Genomic DNA, 19,457 nt, shown 5'->3' with positions numbered 1-19,457 from the left:
CGGGGGCTAGGCCGTCTTGCCGTCTGCCGACGCGGCCTCGATTGCCTCTTCGACCATCTTTCCCGCCGCATCGCCGGCGGCGGCCACCTGTTCGCGCCCCCATTCGCGGTATTCGACCAGCGACGGAATCCGCGCCAGGGCTCCCAGCGGCTCGATCCCCATGCCGTCCAGCTGCGCCAGCAGCTCGGCCAGCACCGTCTCGCGCGCTAGCTGCCAGGTCGAGGCGAAGCAGCGCCAGAAGGTCCAGCCGGCGCGCTCCAGCACGCGCTGGCGTCCCATGTCGGCGGCCCACTTGTCGGGGCCGTGGAATTCGTCGCCATCGAGCTCGATCGCCAGGCGGCGGTCGTCGGCGCCTTCGACCACCATGTCGATGCGGTAGCCGGCCGCCGGTACCTGCGGGATGACGCGGTAGCCGCGCTCGAACAGTTCGGTGTAGACGTCGCGCTCGAAACCGGATTCGCACAGGTCGATCAGCGACGTCGCCTCGTCGGACGCCGCCAGCGGCTTGGCGAAGTGCTCGACCAGCGTGCGCCGCAGGTCCAGCGTCGACAGTTCTTCCAGCCGCACCGAGCGTACCAGCACCATGCGGTCGCGCGCGCGCGAGGCGGCGACGTTGAAGCGCTGGTCGTACATCGTGCCCGACAGCGCGTGGTGGTTCTTGCTGTCGGCGACCATGCTCAGGAAGATGATGTCGCGTTCGCTGCCCTGGAAGATGCGGGCGTCGCCGCAGGAGAACTGGCGCCGTGCCAGTTCGGCGGCGTCGCAGCGGGCGCGCACCAGCTTGTCGATCAGGAGCGCCTGCTCGGGGCCGAGCAGCGAGACCACGCCGATGCTGCGCCCGGCCATCTTCGGGTCGCGCAGGAGGGCGTCGATCTCGGCCGCGATGCACTCGGCCTCGGGCGCGTTCTGGCCCTTGGCGCCGCGGTAGCCGTTGGCGACGAAGATGTCGACCAGCGGCGGATCGAGCCGCTCGGACGCGGTCGGGATGCGCAGCGGCTGGATGAAGCCTTTATAGAAGACGCGGTTGCTGTAGGCGATGATCGGCGGCACGCAGCGGAAGTGCTCGCGCAGCATCACCTTGGAGGCGGCGAACACGGTCGAGGCAATGTCGTACAGCGACATGTCGGCGCTCAGCACCGGCTCGAACGGCTGGCCGGCCAGGAAGCGGCGGCGCAGGTCGGCGATCTTGGCGGCGGCCACGAAGCCGGCTTCCGGCGACACCTGCTTGTCGTCGCCGACCACCAGGATCTGCTTGCCGCGCAGGACCGCCGGCAGTGCCCACAGGTCCGACTGGCTGGCCTCGTCGACGATGACCAGATCGAAGGCGCCCAGCTGGGCCGGCAGCGATTCCGACACGCGCGCATGGCTCATGATCCAGCACGGCACCGCGGCCTGGGCGTCGACCATGGCCTTTTGGGCGTCGCGGCGGTAGCGGCCGGCGTTGACGCCGGTGCCCTTGCCGAACTTGCGCATCGCGGTGCGGTAGGTTTCCAGCGCACTGAGGACGTTCTGGCCGGCGAGGCGGCGCGTGGCCAGCCAGCTCGAGGTCGAGACCAGGTCTTCGTACAGGCGCGCCAGGCCGGCTTCGAGCTCGCGCCGGCGCGCCGCCAGCGTGCGCATCTCGTCTCTGGCGTCGATGTCCTCGAGGTGGGTCTTCAGGCGCGCCCAGTTCCAGGCGTCGCGCCAGCGCACCGGGAACACGTCGTCGTCGCCGCTGGCGTCCACCGGCAGCGACAGCACGCGCGCCGCCAGCCAGGCCGCGCCGTGCGCTTCGATCTTGGCGGCCAGCTCGCGCAGCGCGGCAAACGCCGGGGCCAGCGCCTCGATGCGGCGCAGTTCGGCGACCTCGGCGGCGTATTCGTGTATCAGCTCGCCGGCATCCAGCTCAGGTGCGCCCAGTGCGTCCTCGACCAGTGCGTGCAGGCGCTGGGAAACCGGTCCGCTGCAGCCGGCCAGCGCCGACTGCAGCGCTGCCAGGCGGGCGTTGGCCTCGGCCAGGCCGCTGCGCAGCAGGTGGCGGCGCAGCTGGCCGCGCACGCCTTCCAGGGCCGGCCGGCGGCCCAGCAGGTCCTGCGCCGGCACCTGCTCGAACACCTGTTCGGCCAGGGACGGCAGGCCGGCATCGTGGCGCATCGCCAGCGTGTGCGCGCCGCGCGCGGCCACCGTGATCAGTTCGATCGTGCGCAGCTGGCCGACGTCGGGCTGCAGCAGCGGCAGCGCCAGCAGCTCGGCAAACGCATTCCAGCGCACCACGAAGGAGAGCACGCGCGCATGCAGCCCGGCGAAACGCTGCACGTGCGCCCAGTCCTCGCGCGAGGCCGGCGGCAGGCCGGCCACGCGGATCGCGGCGATATGCGGTTTGACATCGCCGGCGCCGAAGCTGAACAGGCCGAAGGGCTTGCCGCCATCGGCGCCGCGCGCGATCGCTTCCAGCGCCTTCGGCAGTTCCAGCGCTTCGCGCGGGGCCGTCACCGGCTTTTGCATGAATTCGGCGCGTGCCTGCAGCAGCACGTCCATTTCGGTGAACAGGGCTTCCAGCGAGCCGCGTTCGGTGGCGAACTGCGGCCGGCGCAGCCGGTCGCGCAATATGAATACCCAGTCGTGGCCCGATTCTTCCAGCACGGCCTGCTGGGCGATCGCCGCATCCAGCGCCGCCAGCAGTGCGCGCGCCGCCCCCAGCACCTCCGGCGTGGTGGCGCGCAGCGGCAACAGGGTGCCGCTGGCCTCGTCGCGCTCGATCTCGCGCATCGCCTGCAGGGTGCCGTGCAGCTGCCCGATCTCGGCCGCGGGAGGCAACGCGTTCGATGCGGGAATCCGTGCCTGGCAATAGACCAGGTCGGCGCCGAGCCGGCGCCGGATCTCGCGCAGGCGCATGCCCTGTTCGTCCGGGAAGGGTGGCGCGTGTTCGGGCGCCAGCGACAGTTCGTCGTCGAACCAGCCGAACTGTTCGCGCCCGTGCACGACCAGTTCGGCCATCTTCTGCGCGCGCATGGCAATGCCGTCGACTTCGATGTCGGCCAGCTGCGCATGCGCGATCTCGTCGATACGCGTGTCGATGCGCGCCATTTCCTCATGCGCCCGATCCAGTGCGGTTCGACAGGTGGCGATGCGCTCCTGCTCCACCGCCGGGTTCAGGTGGGTCAGGGTGTGGATGATGGCCTCGATCGCCGCCTGGAACTGGCGCATGCCTTCCTTGTCGCCCGAGAGCAGGGCGACGGTCAGCGGCCGGATCGCTTCCGGGATTTTTTGCTGCAGCACCTTCAGCGCCGGCTCGCCCTTGGACGTAACCAGGATACGCTTGCCCGAGGCAAGGTAGTGGCTGATGATGTTGGCGATGGTGTGGGTCTTGCCGGTGCCCGGCGGGCCCTGCACGGCCACGCCGGGCGAGCGTTCCAGCTGCTGGATGATGGTTTCCTGCTCGCGGTTGTAGGGGAGCGGGAAATACAGTTCGCGCGGCTCGCCGCGGCTTGATGCGCGGCCCGACAGTCCGCGGAAGGCGATCGGCGCATGCTCGATCACGTCTGCGCCGGGCGCGCTGACGATGCTGAGCGGGCCCTCCGGCAGCGCGTCGACGTCGCCGACGCGCTGCTTCAGGCGTGCGATGTCCTCGACCAGGAAGTGGCTGGCGCGCGGGCGCGCGAAGATCACCCACTCGTCGGTCACCACCAGTTCCGGACCGGGCGCCGGCGCGGCATCGAGCTGGGCGTCGTAGCGCGCGTTGGCGGCGATGTTGCCGGCCACCAGCTTGAGGATCGGTTCGACGCCGGCCGGGTCGAACGGCGAAATGACGCCGTCTTCACGATCGCGCAGCAGGCCGCGCGCGGCGCGCTCGACGTCGCCGGTGCCGGGCACGTCGCAGGCGGAAAAGGCATCCAGTTCCAGGCGCGGTTCGAGCTGGCGCGGGCGCAGTCCGATCGCGTGGGTAGCGCCGTCGATGTCGACCTCCATCGCCTGCGTGATCAGGGGATAGTGGTAATCGACCTTGCCGATGCGCCAGGACGACACGCCGATGCCCCACACCAGTTCCAGCGGGCGCACGGCTTCCTCGGATTCCAGGCGGGTCTTCAGCGCGAACAGGTCGGCGTACAGGGCGATCACCTGGCGCCGCGGCTTTTCGCGCGCGGCCCACTCGGTCCAGCGCGGCAGGTAGATTTCCAGCAGCCGCCCGAGGCGCGCACGGCGCTGCTCGTCGCGGCGGGCGGCGCGTTCCTCGCCGTCGATGCCGCCGGCCTCGTGGTTGCGGATGCTGGCCAGCGCCGCTTCCTTGATTGCCGGCGGTGCGCCTGCCGGATCGTCGCCGACCACCAGGAAGGGCGCGAACTCGGGCTCGGGCAGCTGCGGGGCGCGCGTCGCTTCCAGGCGCTGCACGCGCAGCCACCAGCCGTCGCCCTCCGCGTCGTCGTCGCCGCGCACGTTGAAGTCGACCCAGGGCAGGGTACCCAGGTCGGCGAAGGTTTTGCGGAAGTCGGCCAGCTTCGATAGGTTGAAAGCGGCGGGGTCGATGTCTCGGGCCTGTTCGACGAGGTAGTCGAGCAGGCCGCTCATGAGCTGGGCTGGGGTTTGCATGTGCGTGCCGGTGGGCGATTCGATGGCGTGATACTGGGCAGTACTGTATTTCCGCACAGTATAACCAGTTTGCGGCTTTCCCAAGGGGCGCAAGCGTGCTCATCACCTATTTATTGCCTTGCTTCAAGACCAAACGTGTGCTGCCTGTCGCAGCCTAGGTAATATCCACAATCCGAAGACCAATGCGAATTCAGATACCGATTGGTATAATTTGCTCAATTTCAATAATTATCTGGATTCCCATGCTGTATTCCTTCCGCTTGCGGGCCGGCGCTGCCGCCTGCATGCTGGCCTTGAGTGCCTGCGCCACCGGGCCCGATTTCAAGGCACCCAGGAGCGACGTGCCGGTCGCATCCTTCGCCGCGCCGGGCGCATCGACGCCGAGCCAGGCCGTCGAGCAGGACGTCGATCCGTCCTGGTGGACGCTGTTCAACGACGCCACCCTGGTCGCGCTCGAACGCGACGCGCTGGCCGCCAACCTCGACCTGCAGGCCGCGGCCGCGCGTGTGGGCCAGAGCCGCGCCGCCCTGCAGGTCAGCGGCGCCGCCTTGCTGCCGACCGTCGGCGCCAACGCCTCCAACCTGCGCGAGCGCGCCAGCGACCGCGGCATCATGTCGCTGATGGGCACCGCGGCGCCGATCAGTCCCACCGCCGCCAACGGCGCCGACCCCTTCGGCACCGCTACCATGCCGGGCGAATCCGGGTCCAAGCCCTACAGCCTGTGGCAGTACGGCTTCGACGCCAGCTGGGAACTCGACCTGTGGGGCAAGGCGCGGCGCGCCCGTGAGGCCAGCGCCGCGCAAATGGAAGCGGCCGGCTTCGATGCCGCCGCCGTGCGCGTCGCGATCACGGCCGAAGTCGCGCGCACTTATCTGGAACTGCGCGGCGTCCAGAGCGACCTGCGCATCGCGCGCGGCAACATCGGCATCGCCGAAAAGAGCCTGCACGTGGCCGAGCGCCGCCGCGAGCAGGGCGTGGCGACCCGGTTCGACACCTCGGTGTCGCAGGCGCAGCTGGCCACCTTCGAAGCCGCCGTGCCCGAACTGGAACGCCGCGAGGACGCCCTGAAAAACGCGCTGGCGCTGCTGCTGGCCAAGCCGCCGCACGCGCTCGACGCCCAACTGGCCGGCGACACCGGGGTGCCGGCGCTGCCGGCCCGGGTGCCGGTCGGCCTGCCGTCGCAGCTGGCGCACCGCCGTCCGGACATCCTGCGCGCCGAAGCCCGGCTGCACGCGGCCACCGCCGCCATCGGCGTGGCGAAGGCCGAGTTCTATCCGAGCATCAGCCTGACCGGCAGCGTCGGCATGCAGGCGCTGAAGTTTTCCGAGGCCGGCGACTGGGCGGCGCGCCAGTTCGCCGTCGGGCCGGTGCTGCACCTGCCGATCTTCGAAGGCGGCCGCCTGAAGGGCAACCTGGCCCTGACCGAGGCGCGCCAGCAGGAAGCGGCGATCGGCTACCAGCAAACCGTATTGAAAGCCTGGCACGAAGTCGACGATGCCCTGAGCGCCTACCGCAGCGTGCAGCGCCGCGCCGAGAAGCTGGACGTGGCGGTGGTCGAAAACCGCCAGGCGCTGGCCAACGCCGAGCGCCGCTACACCCAGGGCGCGGCCGACTACCTGAGCGTGCTGGTGACCCAGCAGCGCCTGCTCGACAGCGAAAACGCCGCCTCGCGCAGCCGCACCGACATGGCCGTGGCCATGGTGTCGCTGTACAAGGCGCTGGGCGGCGGCTGGCAGAAGGAAAGCTGATGCGCGACTGGACCTGTTCCCTGGAATCCGACATCGCCCTGTGGGTGCTCGACCTGGACGACGCCGGCTACAGCGTCGATCACCGCCGCCTGTGCGTGTGGCAGGACGAGTTCGACGCGAGCTGGCAGTGGGAGATCCAGATGTACCGCGACATCGGCGCCGCGGCGCGCGGCACCGCGGCCTCGCGCGAGGAAGCGATGACGGCGGCCGAAATCGCCGCCCGCATGCACGCCCGCCCGGGAGGTCCGGCATGACGCCGCAAGCGACCCTGGGCGTCGCGGCAGCGGCGGCCCCGGCATCCCCGGCATCCCCTGTCGCGGCGCCGGCCGCGCACCCGTTCGGCCTGCGCCTGTTCACCGGGGTGCTGGGCGTGTTCGTGGCCGCCATGATGTCGGGCCTGAACAGCCGCATCGGCGGCCTGGCGCTGACCGACGTGCGCACGGCGTTCGGCCTGGGCGTCGACGACGGCAGCTGGATCACCAGCCTGTACGGCGCCTTCGAGCTGGCGGCGATGCCGTTCTCCGCCTGGTTCGCGGTGACCTTTTCGTTCCGCCGCTACCACCTGGGCGTGGTCGCCGTGTTCGCGCTGATGAGCCTCCTGACGCCGTTCGCACCCTCCGTGGGCGTGCTGCTGGTGATGCGCTGCGTGCAGGGCTTCTCCGGCGGCCTCCTGATCCCGGTGCTGATGGCGGCCGCGCTGCGCTTCTTCCCGCTGCCGATCCGCCTGTACGGCCTGGCCCTGTACGCGATGACCGCCACCTTCGCGCCCAACGTCGCCACCTGGCTGTCGGCCACCTGGACCGACAGCCTCGGTCATTGGCAATTATTGTTCTGGCAGACCCTGCCGATGGCGCTGTTTTCGCTGTGGGCGGTGGCCTGGGGCATCCCGCAGGACCCGGTGCGCCTGGAGCGCTTCAGGCAGATCGACTGGCTCGGCCTGGTCACCGGCCTGGCCGGCCTGGTGATGATCGGCGTGGCGCTGTCGCAGGGCGAGCGCCTGGACTGGTTCAACGACACCCTGATCTGCTGGCTGCTGGGCGGCGGCATCGGCCTGCTGGCCGTGTTCCTGGTGTGCGAGTGGTTCCATCCGCTGCCCTTCGTCAAGCTGCAGCTGCTGGGACGGCGCAACCTGGGCCTGGGCTTCACCGTCTTCGTCGGCCTGCTGGTGGTGCTGCTGTCCGGCTCGCTGCTGCCGGCCGATTATCTCGGCCACGCCTGGCACTTCCGCACGCCGCACCTGGCCATGCTCGGCCTCGAGGTCGGCCTGCCGCAATTCATCATCGGGCCGATGGTGTCGTGGCTGCTGTACAAGAAGTGGGTCGATGCGCGCTACGTGTTCGCCACCGGCCTGATCCTGATCGCCGGATCCTGCCTGGCCGGGTCCCAGGTCACGCCGGACTGGATGGCGGCCGAGTTCCTGTTCCCGCAGGCGCTGCAGGCCTTCGGCCAGCCGATGGCGGTGATTTCGCTGCTGTTCCTGGCCACCAGCGTGGTGCAGCCGATGGAAGGACCGCAGGTGTCCGGCATCGTGAATGCGCTGCGCGCCTTCGGCACCATGCTGGGCAGCGCCGTGATGGGCCGCCTGCTCGAGGTGCGTTCGGCCGGCCACGCCAACGTCCTGCTGGACCAGGCCGCGAATGCACGCCGGCTGGGCGAGCTTGCGGCGCTGCCAGAGGTGGCGCACCGCGTGTCGCACCAGGCCTTCGTGCTGGCCATCGCCGACGGCTACCTGGTGCTGGGCGCGCTGGCGCTGGCGCTGGTGCCGCTGGTGCTGTCGCTGCAGTACATCGCGCCGCCGGCACTGCCGCCCAAACAATAACAACTCAGTCTAGATAGATCCAAGGAATACGATGTCTCTCCCGAACACCGCAAAAATCACCATCGCCGTACTGCTGGCGGCCGTCGCCGCCGGCGGCGCCTATGCTTACAAGCACGAAGACGGCCAGTCCGGCCACCAGAGCACCGACGACGCCTACGTGACCGCCGACTTCACCGCTGTCGCGCCCAAGGTGGCCGGCAACGTCGTGCAGGTGCTGGTCGACGACAACCAGGCGGTCAAGGCCGGCCAGCTGCTGGCCGTCATCGACGACCGCGACTTCGCGGTGGCGGTCGACATGGCCAAGGCCGACCAGGCGCGCGCCGAGGCCGACCTGGTGCGCCTGCGCGCCGCCATCGCCCAGCAGGGCAGCGCCATCCAGCGCGCCGCGGCCACGATCGACGCCGGCAACGCCACGCTGAAGTTCGCCAAGGCCAATGCGGCGCGCTACCGCGACCTGGCTTCGGACGGCTCGGCCACCCTGCAGGACCGCCAGCAGGCCGAATCGCAGGCCGACGCCGCCAGCGCCCACCACGTGGCCGACGTCGCCGCGCTGGCCGGCGCCAGGCAGGAAGTCGGCATCCTGCAGGCCCAGGTGGCCCAGGCCGAAGCCCAGGTTGCGCGCAGCAAGGCGGCCCTCGGCGCGGCCCAGCTGAACCTGTCGTACACCAGGATCGTGGCGCCGATCGACGGCGTGGTCGGCCAGCGCAGCGTGCGCGTCGGCGCCTATGCCCGGGTCGGCGCGCCGCTGCTGGCGGTGGTGCCGCTGCAGCATGCCTACGTCGAAGCGAACTTCCGCGAAACCCAGCTGGCGCGGGTGCGGGTCGGCCAGCCGGTTACAATCACGGTCGACATGCTGCCCGGGACCACCCTGAAGGGCCACGTGGACAGCCTGGCCCCGGCCAGCAGCGTGTCGTTCTCGCCGATCGCACCCGACAATGCGACCGGTAACTTTACCAAGGTCGTGCAGCGCCTGCCGGTGAAGATCGTGATCGATCCGGGCCAGGACGCCGCACGTTTGTTGAGGGTGGGGATGTCGGTGACGCCCACCGTGATGTCAGGATCGTGACCGCATGACCGCTACCAGGCCGCCCGCGCCTTCGCTCCAATCCCAGGACCCCCCTAGCGGCCGCCCGCAGCGGCTGACGCGCGAACAGAGCCGGGCGCAGACGCGCGAGCGCCTGCTGGCCTCGGCCGCCGTCGTGTTCACCCGCGAAGGCTACGGCGGCGCCTCGGTCGACCGCATCGCCGAGGAAGCGGGCTATTCCAAGGGCGCGCTGTATTCGAATTTCGCGTCCAAGGACCAGCTTTTCCTGGAGCTGGTCGACCATTACGCCGGTGGCCAGGCCGAGGAACTGTGCCGGCGCCTGGATGCGGTGGAGGGCGCCGACGCCGTCATCGAGGCCGTGTGCAGCTGGGCCACCGGCCTGCAGCACGAACCCGACCTGCGCATGCTGGTGCTGGACCTGGCGCGCCGCGTGCGCGGCGACCCGCAGCTGGCGGCCAGCCACTCGCGCCTGTTCGACGAACAGTGGGAAGCCGTCGGCAGCCGCCTGGCGCGCATCTTCCCGGACGGCCTCTCGCCGGTGCGCCCGCTGGTATTGGGGGCGCTGGTGATGGAGCTCACCTACGGCAATGCGATGCATTTCCATGCCGAACTCACGGCCGGCGACCTGATCGGGGTGGCCCTGCGCGGGCTGCGCGACGCCCATGCGCCGCGGAGGTGATATACTGAGGCGTCATGTCCCCCTTCGCCTGTATGAGACGCGTTCTCGTCATCTTCCTGGTCCTGCTGTTCCCGCTGAACGTGTTCGCACTTTCCCTGTCCGTCGCCACCATGCCGGCCGCCGCCCTCGCGCAGGCTGCCGGTGCGAAGGACCGCGTGCACGTGGCGGCAGCGCTGGCCGACGCCGGCGACGTGGCCGATGACGATGCCGGCTCCGGCGACCCCGGCGACATCGATCCCGACGAGCCGCCCGCCGGCGCCGACATCCACTATATCGTCGGCCATGCCGGCTGCCTGCACATCGCCGGCTTGTCCAGCGCATCACCCGCGCTGCACGACGCCGCGCCCCGCTGCCATTCCGTTCCGCCTCCCGTGAAGCCGCCGCGCGCGGCCTGAGCCTCCCTCAGTCCGACCGGGGCGTTTGCCCCCGCGTTCGATCCGGTTTCTCCCGGACGTGCCGCCGGCACGCATGCCGCCTGCGCACGTCCACTCACCGACAAGGTACACATATATATGGAATGGCTCTTCGACCCGACCATCTGGGCCGGTTTGCTCACGCTCGTCGTCCTGGAAATCGTCCTGGGCATCGACAACCTGATTTTCATCGCCATCCTGGCCGACAAGCTGCCGCCGCAGCAGCGCGACAAGGCGCGCCTGATCGGCCTGTCGCTGGCGATGCTGATGCGTCTCGGCCTCCTGACCATCGTCTCCTGGCTGGTCACGCTGACCACGCCGCTGTTTTCGCTCGGCGCCTTCGCCTTTTCGGGGCGCGACCTGATCCTGCTGGCCGGCGGCCTGTTCCTGCTGTTCAAGGCCACCGTCGAGCTGCATGAACGCCTCGAAGGCGTGGCGCATGCCCAGTCCGAATCGAAGGCCTACGCCGGCTTTGCCGCCGTGGTCGCCCAGATCGTGGTGCTGGACGCCGTGTTCTCGCTGGACGCGGTGATCACCGCCGTCGGCATGGTCGACGAACTGGGCGTCATGATGGCCGCGGTCGTGATCTCGATCGGCATCATGATCCTGGCCTCGAAGCCGCTGACGCGCTTCGTGAACGCGCATCCGACCGTGGTCGTGCTGTGCCTGAGCTTCCTGCTGATGATCGGCTTGAGCCTGGTGGCCGAGGGCCTGGGCTTCCACATCCCGAAGGGTTACCTGTATGCGGCGATCGGCTTCTCGATCGTGATCGAGACCCTGAACCAGTTCGCGCGCCGGAATTTCCTGCGCAACGAGGCGCGCCTGCCCTTGCGCGAGCGCACCGCCGAATCCGTGCTGCGCCTGCTCGGCAAGCGCCGCCGCGCCGAAGCCGAAGCGGAAGCCGCGGCACAGGAAGAGGGCACCCAGCCGGCCGCCGAAGACGTGTTCGCCACCGAAGAACGCAACATGGTCAGCGGCGTGCTGGCGCTGGCCGACCGCTCGATCCGCTCGATCATGACGCCGCGCTCGGAGATGTCGTGGATCGACCTCGGCCAGGACGCGGCGACCCTGCTGCGCCAGTTGGGGGCGACGCCGCACAGCCAGTTGCCGGTATGCCGCGGCGAGGTCGACCAGCTGGTCGGCGTGGCGCGTACCAAGGACCTGGTGGCCGGCCTGCTGCAGCACGGCTGCATCGACCTGTCGAGCGCCGGCCCGCTGCGCGCGCCGATCGTGCTGCCGGAAACCGCCGGCGTGCTGCGCGCCATGGAAACCCTGAAGCGCGCCCACGGCCAACTGGTGCTGGTGGCCGACGAGTACGGCGTGGTGCAGGGCCTGCTGACGCCGATCGACATCCTGGAAGCGATCGCCGGCGAATTCCCGGACGAGGACGAGCAGCCGGCGATCCGCCAGCAGGCGCCTGGTGTATGGGAGGCGGACGGCACGGCCGACCTGCACCTGCTCCAGCAGACGCTGGAAAGCGACGCCCTGGTCAGCGAGGAAGCCGACTACAGCTCGCTGGCGGGCTTCCTGCTGGCGCGCTTCGAGACGCTGCCGGAGGCCGGCCAGAGCGTCGAGGTCGACGGCTTGCGCTACACCATCCTGGAAGTCGCGAACCGGCGCATCGCGCGGGTGGCGATCGGGCGGCTGGCGACCCAGCGGCCGGCATCGCAGCCGCAGCCCGAATGAGCCCGTTCGCTATTGAACCCATTTTAGAAAGCACATCATGAAACGCGTATTCCTGTTCATCGTCACCAACCTGGCCGTGATGCTGGTGCTGGGCGTCAGCGCCAGCCTGCTCGGCGTCAATCGCTTCCTCACCGCGAACGGCCTGAACCTCGGCATGCTGCTCGCCTTTGCCGCCCTGATGGGCTTCGGCGGCGCCTTCATCTCGCTGTGGATGTCGAAGCCGATCGCCAAGTGGTCGACCGGCGCCCAGGTCATCGCGCAGCCGGGCAACGCCACCGAAGCGTGGCTGCTGAATACCGTCGCGCGCCAGGCACAGGCGGCCGGCATCGGGATGCCGGAAGTGGCGGTGTACCCGGGCGCGCCGAACGCGTTCGCGACCGGGGCCACGAAAAACAGCGCGCTGGTGGCGGTGTCGAGCGGCCTGCTGCAATCGATGACCCAGGAAGAAGTCGAAGCCGTACTGGCGCATGAAGTGGCGCACATCGCCAACGGCGACATGGTCACGCTGACCCTGGTGCAGGGCGTGGTGAACACCTTCGTCGTGTTCCTGGCGCGCGTGGTCGGCTATTTCGTGGACGGCATGCTGCGCAAGAACGACGAGGAGCATGCCGGCCCCGGCATCGGCTACATGGTGACCGTGGTCGTGTGCGAGATCGCGTTCGGCATCCTGGCCAGCATCATCGTGGCCCGGTTCTCGCGCCGGCGCGAATTCCGCGCCGACAGCGGCGCCGCCCGCATCATGGGGCGTGCGCAGCCGATGGTTGCGGCGCTGCGCCGCCTGGGCGGGCTGGCCGAGGGCGAGCTGCCGAAGAACATGTCGGCGTTCGGCATCTCGGGCGGCGCCTCGGGCATGAGCGCGATGATGGCGCTGTTCTCGAGCCACCCGCCGATCGAGGAGCGCATCGCCGCGCTGCAGGCGCGCTAAGTTGCTCCTTGGTTGCTCCTTCAGCGGCCGCTGGCCACCGCGCCGCTGGCCGCCTGTGCCAGCCGCGCGCCGGCCGGATTGCTCACGCTGCGCGTGACCAGGATGTCGACCGGCGTCGCCGGCTGGCCGTAGTAGGCGCGGTTGCGGCCTTCGTCGACGTCGATTACGGTGCCGTCCACGTTGACGCCGCCGTACAGGCCCTTCGAGCGCGTGTAGACGATCATGTCGGCCGTGACCGGTGCGCCGGTGCCGGCGCCGACCGGGCCGGCCGCCACGCTGACGTCGCCGCCCAGCTTGAAGGTGGTCGCGAGCAGCGAGTTGAGCGCCTTGTCCGTCATTACCAGCGCCACCATTTCCGAGGCCTGGGCGCCGGCCTGCAACCCGATGCTGCCCTGCGCCAGGCGGTAGAACGCCGGACCGTTCCAGCCGGTGCCGCTGCGGTTGCGTGCGATCACCACCGCCGAGCCGCCGGAACCGCCGACGATGAAGCCGGCCTGCACGATCTGCGGGCTGATCAAGAGGGCCTTGGCGCTGCCGACGTGGTCGCGGAACCAGGTCATGTCGGGGTCGCGCCTGAAATTCGCCAGGGTGGCCTGGGCCGCGTCGACGCGGGCCTGGGTGTCGTCCTTCGTCGGCGGAGTGGAGGAGCAGGCCGCCAGACCGAATATGGTGAACGCAAGGACGGGCGTGAGTGCCGTCCTTGCCGTGTTGCTTGCAATCCGCTTGAACATGATGACCTCGCAGGAAGCTTGTCGCGCGGGCGCGCTATGAAAGACCTCGTGGGGAACGGATGGTTTCGCAGGAGCCCGGCTAGACAATGCGGTTGTTTGTGATTCATCAAAGTCTCTCCGGGTGAGCTGGTAGGTTTGCTTACCCCTTCCTACAATCCTCCTACTGCGCTATCGGAGGACATCATGTTCAACAAGCTAGTGGCCGAATGCATCGGCACCTTCTGGCTGGTGCTGGGCGGCTGCGGCAGCGCCGTCCTGGCCGCCAGGTTTCCCGAGGTCGGGATCGGCCTCACCGGCGTCTCGCTGGCCTTCGGCCTGACCGTGCTGACGGCCGCCTACGCGCTCGGCCCGGTCTCGGGCGGCCATTTCAATCCGGCCGTGTCGGTCGGCCTGTGGCCGGCGGCCGCTTCCCCGGGCGCTACCTGGCCCCCTACATCGTCAGCCAGGTAATTGGGGCGATCGTGGGCGCCGGCGTGATCTGGCTGATCGCCAGCGGCAAGGCCGGCTTCGACGTGCAGGCCGGGTTTGCGGCCAACGGCTACGGCGCGCATTCGCCGGGCGGCTACACGATGGAAGCGGCGCTGGTGTGCGAACTGGTGATGAGCTTCATGTTCGTGCTGGTCGTGCTCGGCGCCACCCATGCGCGGGCACCGGTCGGCTTCGCCGGCATCGCGATCGGGCTGGCGCTGGCGCTGGTGCACCTGATCAGCATCCCGGTGACGAACACCTCTGTCAATCCGGCGCGCAGCACCGGGCCGGCCCTGTTCGTCGGCGGCTGGGCGGTGCTGCAGTTGTGGATGTTCTGGCTCGCGCCGCTGCTCGGCGGTGCGCTGGCCGGGGTGCTGTACCGCACGGTGCTGCAGCGCGACCTGAGCGAACCGGTGGTCAGCGGCCAGCCCGGTCCGGACGTCGGGGTGCATGCGTGAGCGGACGCCGCGCTCAGTGTCCGGGCAGGATCAGGTTCAGCTGGAAGCGCAGGAACCAGGTGCCGGTGCGCTCGGGCCGCACCAGGTTGTAGCCGGCGCCGACCATCGCGTTGAGCGGCATGCTGTCGCGTGGCCGGCTCAGCGTCGACCACGCCAGCCCGAGCGGCACGGTCCAGCGGCGGCCGCCGTGGCGATCCCAGTCCGCCGAGATGGTGCCGCCGTAGCCGATCGTGTGGCGTGGCGACAGGCGGTAGCTGGCGATCGGCTGCAGCTGGAAGCCGCGCGTGCTCGGACGGTCGTCGGCACCGCCGAACGACCACGATGCCGTCACCTGCGCGCCGTAGGTCCAGTCGCCGGGCTGGCGCACGACCAGCGTCGCCGGGCCGGCCGCATGGCGCTCGTGGCGGCCGGGGCCCCAGGTCCAGTCCGGACGCGACGGCTCCGTCAGGGTCAGCAGGGCGTAGCGGGTGAGGTGCCCGGTGAGAGTGAACCGGGCGGGCGGGTTGATGGCCTGGGCCAGCGCCGCTGCCGGCAGCGGCAGCAGCAGGCTTGCCAGGATGCGTGGCAGGCATGGTGCGGGCACGGCGGTCTCCTTCGGAACGCGAGGCAGCCGGACGTGCACGGCATGCCTGACGCTGAGTTGGACCGCCGCCCGCCGGCGCGGTTCCTGCCGCGCTGCCGGTGAGGGTTTACGCCTGCGCGCCGTCCTCCGTGGCCGCCGGCAGGAACCAGTTCAGCAGCACTGCGCAGATGCCGCCGGTCGCCACCCCCGACTCCAGCACGTGGCGCAGCGCTTGCGGCAGGTGCGCCAGGAATTCCGGCACCTGCGAAATCCCCAGCCCCAGCGCCAGCGACACCGCGATGATCAGGAGCGCACGCCGGTCCAGCGTCACGCTGGCCAGGATATTGATCCCGGCCGCGGCCACCGCGCCGAACATCACCATCGCGGCGCCGCCCAGCACCGGTTCCGGCACCGCCTGGATCGCGCCGGCCACGGCCGGGAACAGGCCGAGCAGCACCAGGAACAGCGCGATCCACATGCCGACGTGGCGGCTGGCGATGCCGGTCAGCTGGATCACGCCATTGTTCTGGGCGAAGATCGAGCTGGGAAAGGTGTTGAAGAGACCGGCCAGCAGCGAGTTGGCGCCGTTCACCAGCACGCCGCCCTTGATGCGGCGCATCCAGACCGGGCCCTCGACCGGCTCGCGCGAGACCTTGCTGGTGGCGGTCACGTCGCCGATCGCTTCGAGCGAGGTCACCAGGTAGATCACGATCATCGGAATGAACAGCGACCACGAGAAGCCGAGGCCGAAGTGCAGCGGCACCGGCATCTGGAACCACGCGGCCCCGTGCATGCCGGTGAAATCCAGGCGCCCCATCGACCCGGCCAGCGCGTAGCCGACCGCCAGCGCGATGACGATGGCGGCGCTGCGCAGCCACACCACCCGCACGCGATTCAGCACCACGATGATCGCCAGCACCACGCCGGACAGCATCAGGTTCTGGCCGTTGGCGAAGCTGCCATTGGCCATCGCCGCGTAGCCGCCGCCCATGCTGATCAGGCCGACCTTGATCAGGGTGAGGCCGATCATCAGCACCACGATGCCGGTGACCAGCGGCGTGATCATGCGCTTGACGAAGGGCAGGATGCGCGACACGCCCATCTCGATGAAGGAGCCGGCCACCACCACGCCGAAGATGGCGGCCATCACGCCCGCGACCGGCGTGCCTTCCTTGATCATCAGGGTGCCGCCGGCGATCAGCGGGCCGACGAAGTTGAAGCTGGTGCCCTGCACGATCAGCAGGCCGGCGCCGAAGGGGCCGAAGCGGCGGCACTGGACGAAGGTGGCGATCCCCGAGATCACGAGCGACATCGAGACCACCAGGTTGGTGTCGCGCGCCGGCACGCCGAGCGCCTGGCAGATCAGCAGGCCGGGCGTGACGATCGGTACGATGATCGCCAGCAGGTGCTGCAGGGCGGCGAGCATGCCGACCAGCGCCGGCGGGCGGTCTTCGAGGCCGAGGACGAGTTCCGGGACCGGGCTGGCGGTGGCGGGCGGCGGGACGAGTGTGGTCATGGCGGGCAGGGGGCAAAGCGCGGATTTTACATGCGCCATGTAGCTTGCGCCATTGCCCATGATGGTGTGGCGCACGGTTGCGCCGCGAATCTGACCGGATGATCTGGATGTTCTAGAATGATTCGCAGCCAGTGCCATCGTCATGGAGACGGCGCATGAACCTGCTCGAGACACTCGATTCACCGGCCGACCTGCGGCGCCTGCCGCGCGCCCGACTGGCGCCGCTGGCGCGCGAGCTGCGCGGCTTCCTGCTCGATAGCGTGGCGCGTACCGGCGGCCACCTGTCGTCCAACCTGGGCAGCGTGGAACTCACGATCGCGCTGCACTATGTGTTCGATACGCCACGCGACCGTATCGTGTGGGATGTGGGCCATCAATGTTACGGCCATAAGGTACTGACAGGAAGGCGCGGCCGCATGCACACGCTGCGCCAGCTGGACGGCCTGTCCGGCTTTCCGCGCCGCGCCGAGAGCGCCTACGACTGTTTCGGCACCGCGCACTCGTCGACCTCGATCTCGGCGGCGCTCGGGATGGCCGAAGCGGCCCGCCTGCGTGGTGCAGACCGCCATGCGGTGGCGGTCTGCGGCGATGGCGCGATGAGCGCCGGCCTCGCTTTCGAAGCCCTGAACAATGCCGGCCACCGCCATGACCTGCGCCTGCTGGTGGTCCTGAACGACAACGGCATGTCGATCTCGCCGTCGGTCGGTGCCCTCGAGCGCTGGTGCGCGCGGCGGCGCGGCCCGGCGCCGTCGTCGTCCGCGTCCGTGTTCGAACAGCTCGGCCTGCGCTACAGCGGGCCGGTCGACGGCCACGACCTCGACGCGCTGGTGGCGGCGCTCCAGGACCTGCGCGGCCGGCGCGGTCCGCAGCTGCTGCATGTGCTCACCCGCAAGGGCCGCGGCTATGCGCCGGCCGAGGCCGCGCCGACGCTGTACCACGGCGTCGGCCGCTTCGACCCGGCCCACGGCCTGCCGGCGCCGGCGGCATCGCCTTTGACCTTGGCGCGCAGCCGGCCCACCTATACCGAGGTGTTCGGCGACTGGCTGTGCGACATGGGTGCCTGCGACGCGCGCCTGGTCGGCATCACGCCGGCGATGCGCGAAGGTTCCGGCATGGTCCGCTTCCAGCAGATGTTCCCGGCGCGGTATGTCGACGCCGGCATCGCCGAGCAGCACGCGGTGACCTTTGCCGCCGGCCTGGCCGCCGAAGGCCTGAAGCCGGTGGTGGCGATCTATTCCACTTTCCTGCAGCGCGCCTACGACCAGCTGATCCACGACGTGGCGCTGCAAAACCTGGACGTCACCTTCGCCATCGACCGCGCCGGGCTGGTGGGGCCGGACGGCGCCACCCACGCCGGCAGCTTCGACATCGCCTTCCTGCGCTGTGTCCCGAACATGGTGCTGATGGCGGCCTCGAACGAAGCCGAATGCCGGCGCATGCTCAGTACCGCCTACCGTTACTGTGGGCCGGCCGCGGTGCGCTATCCGCGCGGCAGCGGTCCCGGTGTGGCCGTCGCCCCCGACCTCGACACGCTCCCGATCGGCCGCGGCGAACTGCAGCTACAGGGAGCGGACACCGCGATCCTGGCCTTCGGCACGCCGCTCGCGGCCAGCCTCGAAGCCGGCGCCGAACTCGGCGCGACGGTAGCCAACATGCGCTTCATCAAGCCGCTCGACGTCGACCTGGTCGTGCACCTGGCGCGCACCCACGCGCTGCTGGTGACGGTGGAAGAGGGCGCCGTGATGGGCGGCGCCGGCGCCGCCGTGGCCGAGGCGCTGGCCGCCGCCGGCATCGCGCGGCCGCTCTTGACGCTGGGCCTGCCCGACCGCTTCATCGAGCACGGCGACACGGCGGCACTGCTGGCCGCAGCCGGTCTCGACGCGCCGGGCATCGCCGCCGCGATCCGGCGCCGCTTCGGGCTCGACACGCCGCTGCTGGCGGCAGGCGGTGCCTGACATCCCTACAGCACGAGGTGCAGCGATGTTTTCCTCATTCCAGTCTGCCCAGGCGGCGCTGCCGTTGCCGGCGCAGCCCAGCCGCAGCTCCTTCCGCACTGCGCTGCGCCTGCTGCCGGCCAGCCAGCGCGCCGCCATGTTCGACATCTACGCCTTTTGCCGCGCGGTGGACGATATCGCCGACGGCGACGCGCCGCCGCGCGACAAGCGGGCCGGCCTGGAGCGCTGGCGCGACGGCGTCGACGCCTGCTACGCGGGGATGCCGCCGCCGGCAATGCAGAACATGGCGCACCACATCGCCGGCTTCGGCCTGGCGCGCGCCGACTTCCATGCGCTGATCGACGGCATGCTGATGGATGCCCAGGACAGCCCGCTGTGCGCGCCGGCCGCAAGCACGCTCGACCTGTATTGCGACCGCGTCGCCAGCGCGGTCGGCCGCCTGTCGGTACGGGTGTTCGGCCTGCCCGACCCGGACGGCGAGCGGCTGGCGCACCACCTCGGGCGCGCGCTGCAGCTCACCAACATCCTGCGCGACATCGACGAAGATGCCGCCATCGGCCGCGGCTACCTGCCGCGCGAGCTGCTGCTGCAGGCCGGGGTCGACGCCGTTGCCTGCGCTGCCGGCGCCGCTGCGATTGCCGCCCATCCGGCGCTGCCTGCGGCCTGCGCCGGGGTCGCCGCGCAGGCGCTCGACCACTACGACGCCGCGCAAACGGTCCTGGGCCGCCACCGCGGCGCCGCCACCCGCGCCCCGCGTTTGATGGGGGCGACCTACCGCAGGCTGCTGGGACGGCTCGAGCGGCGCGGCTGGCACAGTCCGCGCGCGGCGGTGCGGCTCGGCACGCTGGAACGCATCGGCATCCTGCTGCGCCACGGGATGGGGTAG

Annotated in this window: 14 protein-coding genes and 1 pseudogene; 11 read left to right on the top strand and 4 right to left on the bottom strand. The window is 70.1% G+C overall.

Annotated features, from left to right (window positions below):
* Positions 1–6: 6 nt before the first annotated feature.
* Positions 7–4,566, bottom strand: a complete 4,560-nt coding sequence (locus tag FBX97_RS09655; RefSeq protein ID WP_255517380.1) for an AAA domain-containing protein — start codon at positions 4,564–4,566, stop codon at positions 7–9.
* Between the two features lie 242 nt (positions 4,567–4,808).
* Here FBX97_RS09655 and FBX97_RS09650 point away from each other — a divergent pair, with 242 nt between their 5' ends.
* From FBX97_RS09650 to htpX, 8 genes are all read left to right on the top strand, one after another.
* Positions 4,809–6,314, top strand: coding sequence for an efflux transporter outer membrane subunit (locus FBX97_RS09650; RefSeq protein ID WP_141830686.1), 1,506 nt, complete (start codon positions 4,809–4,811; stop codon positions 6,312–6,314).
* A complete protein-coding gene (locus tag FBX97_RS09645) occupies positions 6,314–6,568 on the top strand; it encodes a hypothetical protein (RefSeq protein ID WP_141830684.1) in 255 nt (84 codons plus the stop codon). The genes FBX97_RS09650 and FBX97_RS09645 overlap by 1 nt, the downstream gene beginning before the upstream one ends.
* Entirely contained in the window at positions 6,565–8,133 is a 1,569-nt protein-coding gene (locus tag FBX97_RS09640) for an MFS transporter (protein WP_141830682.1), read from the top strand. The genes FBX97_RS09645 and FBX97_RS09640 overlap by 4 nt, the downstream gene beginning before the upstream one ends.
* Before the next feature lie 31 nt (positions 8,134–8,164).
* On the top strand, positions 8,165–9,199 hold the full coding sequence (locus FBX97_RS09635; RefSeq protein ID WP_141830680.1) for an HlyD family secretion protein: 1,035 nt from the start codon (positions 8,165–8,167) through the stop codon (positions 9,197–9,199).
* A gap of 4 nt (positions 9,200–9,203) precedes the next feature.
* On the top strand, positions 9,204–9,857 hold the full coding sequence (locus tag FBX97_RS09630; RefSeq protein ID WP_185748525.1) for a TetR/AcrR family transcriptional regulator: 654 nt from the start codon (positions 9,204–9,206) through the stop codon (positions 9,855–9,857).
* Between the two features lie 32 nt (positions 9,858–9,889).
* Entirely contained in the window at positions 9,890–10,252 is a 363-nt protein-coding gene (locus FBX97_RS09625) for a hypothetical protein (RefSeq protein ID WP_141830678.1), read from the top strand.
* 117 nt (positions 10,253–10,369) lie between these two features.
* Entirely contained in the window at positions 10,370–11,956 is a 1,587-nt protein-coding gene (locus FBX97_RS09620) for a TerC family protein (protein WP_141830677.1), read from the top strand.
* Positions 11,957–11,993: 37 nt separating this feature from the next.
* Positions 11,994–12,881: a protease HtpX gene (gene htpX, locus FBX97_RS09615; RefSeq protein WP_141830675.1), complete on the top strand. Its 888-nt coding sequence runs from the start codon at positions 11,994–11,996 to the stop codon at positions 12,879–12,881.
* Positions 12,882–12,901: 20 nt separating this feature from the next.
* Here htpX and FBX97_RS09610 read toward each other — a convergent pair whose 3' ends face one another.
* Entirely contained in the window at positions 12,902–13,612 is a 711-nt protein-coding gene (locus tag FBX97_RS09610; protein ID WP_141830673.1) for a lipid-binding SYLF domain-containing protein, read from the bottom strand.
* Positions 13,613–13,795: 183 nt separating this feature from the next.
* Between FBX97_RS09610 and aqpZ the strand changes: the two are divergent.
* Positions 13,796–14,538 (top strand): annotated as a pseudogene (gene aqpZ / locus FBX97_RS09605) (aquaporin Z).
* A 13-nt stretch (positions 14,539–14,551) separates the two neighbouring features.
* Here aqpZ and FBX97_RS09600 read toward each other — a convergent pair.
* Together FBX97_RS09600 and FBX97_RS09595 are read right to left on the bottom strand one after the other, a co-directional pair.
* Complete coding sequence (locus tag FBX97_RS09600) at positions 14,552–15,121, bottom strand: hypothetical protein (RefSeq protein ID WP_141830671.1); 570 nt, start codon at positions 15,119–15,121, stop codon at positions 14,552–14,554.
* A gap of 106 nt (positions 15,122–15,227) precedes the next feature.
* Positions 15,228–16,616, bottom strand: a complete 1,389-nt coding sequence (locus FBX97_RS09595; protein ID WP_141830669.1) for a nucleobase:cation symporter-2 family protein — start codon at positions 16,614–16,616, stop codon at positions 15,228–15,230.
* A 155-nt stretch (positions 16,617–16,771) separates the two neighbouring features.
* On the opposite strand from FBX97_RS09595, the gene dxs reads away from it, so the two are divergent.
* Both dxs and hpnD read left to right on the top strand, forming a co-directional pair.
* Complete coding sequence (dxs, locus tag FBX97_RS09590; RefSeq protein WP_141830667.1) at positions 16,772–18,571, top strand: 1-deoxy-D-xylulose-5-phosphate synthase; 1,800 nt, start codon at positions 16,772–16,774, stop codon at positions 18,569–18,571.
* Between the two features lie 25 nt (positions 18,572–18,596).
* Positions 18,597–19,457, top strand: a complete 861-nt coding sequence (gene hpnD, locus FBX97_RS09585) for a presqualene diphosphate synthase HpnD (RefSeq protein WP_141830665.1) — start codon at positions 18,597–18,599, stop codon at positions 19,455–19,457.

Source organism: Herbaspirillum sp. SJZ107, from assembly GCF_006715485.1.
Lineage (GTDB): Bacteria > Pseudomonadota > Gammaproteobacteria > Burkholderiales > Burkholderiaceae_D > Telluria.
Note: the sequence above shows the minus strand (reverse complement) of the source record. Positions and strands in the feature narration are given on the sequence as shown.

Bases quoted from the DNA above. Each gene is read 5' to 3' on its own strand.
- dxs (WP_141830667.1), top strand. From the start codon at position 16,772: ATGAACCTGCTCGAGACACTCGATTCACCGGCCGACCTGCGGCGCCTG.
- FBX97_RS09630 (WP_185748525.1), top strand. From the start codon at position 9,204: ATGACCGCTACCAGGCCGCCCGCGCCTTCGCTCCAATCCCAGGACCCC.
- FBX97_RS09640 (WP_141830682.1), top strand. From the start codon at position 6,565: ATGACGCCGCAAGCGACCCTGGGCGTCGCGGCAGCGGCGGCCCCGGCA.
- FBX97_RS09625 (WP_141830678.1), top strand. From the start codon at position 9,890: ATGAGACGCGTTCTCGTCATCTTCCTGGTCCTGCTGTTCCCGCTGAAC.
- FBX97_RS09655 (WP_255517380.1), bottom strand. From the start codon at position 4,566: ATGCAAACCCCAGCCCAGCTCATGAGCGGCCTGCTCGACTACCTCGTC.
- FBX97_RS09595 (WP_141830669.1), bottom strand. From the start codon at position 16,616: ATGACCACACTCGTCCCGCCGCCCGCCACCGCCAGCCCGGTCCCGGAA.
- hpnD (WP_141830665.1), top strand. From the start codon at position 18,597: ATGTTTTCCTCATTCCAGTCTGCCCAGGCGGCGCTGCCGTTGCCGGCG.
- FBX97_RS09635 (WP_141830680.1), top strand. From the start codon at position 8,165: ATGTCTCTCCCGAACACCGCAAAAATCACCATCGCCGTACTGCTGGCG.
- htpX (WP_141830675.1), top strand. From the start codon at position 11,994: ATGAAACGCGTATTCCTGTTCATCGTCACCAACCTGGCCGTGATGCTG.
- FBX97_RS09620 (WP_141830677.1), top strand. From the start codon at position 10,370: ATGGAATGGCTCTTCGACCCGACCATCTGGGCCGGTTTGCTCACGCTC.
- FBX97_RS09645 (WP_141830684.1), top strand. From the start codon at position 6,314: ATGCGCGACTGGACCTGTTCCCTGGAATCCGACATCGCCCTGTGGGTG.
- FBX97_RS09650 (WP_141830686.1), top strand. From the start codon at position 4,809: ATGCTGTATTCCTTCCGCTTGCGGGCCGGCGCTGCCGCCTGCATGCTG.
- FBX97_RS09610 (WP_141830673.1), bottom strand. From the start codon at position 13,612: ATGTTCAAGCGGATTGCAAGCAACACGGCAAGGACGGCACTCACGCCC.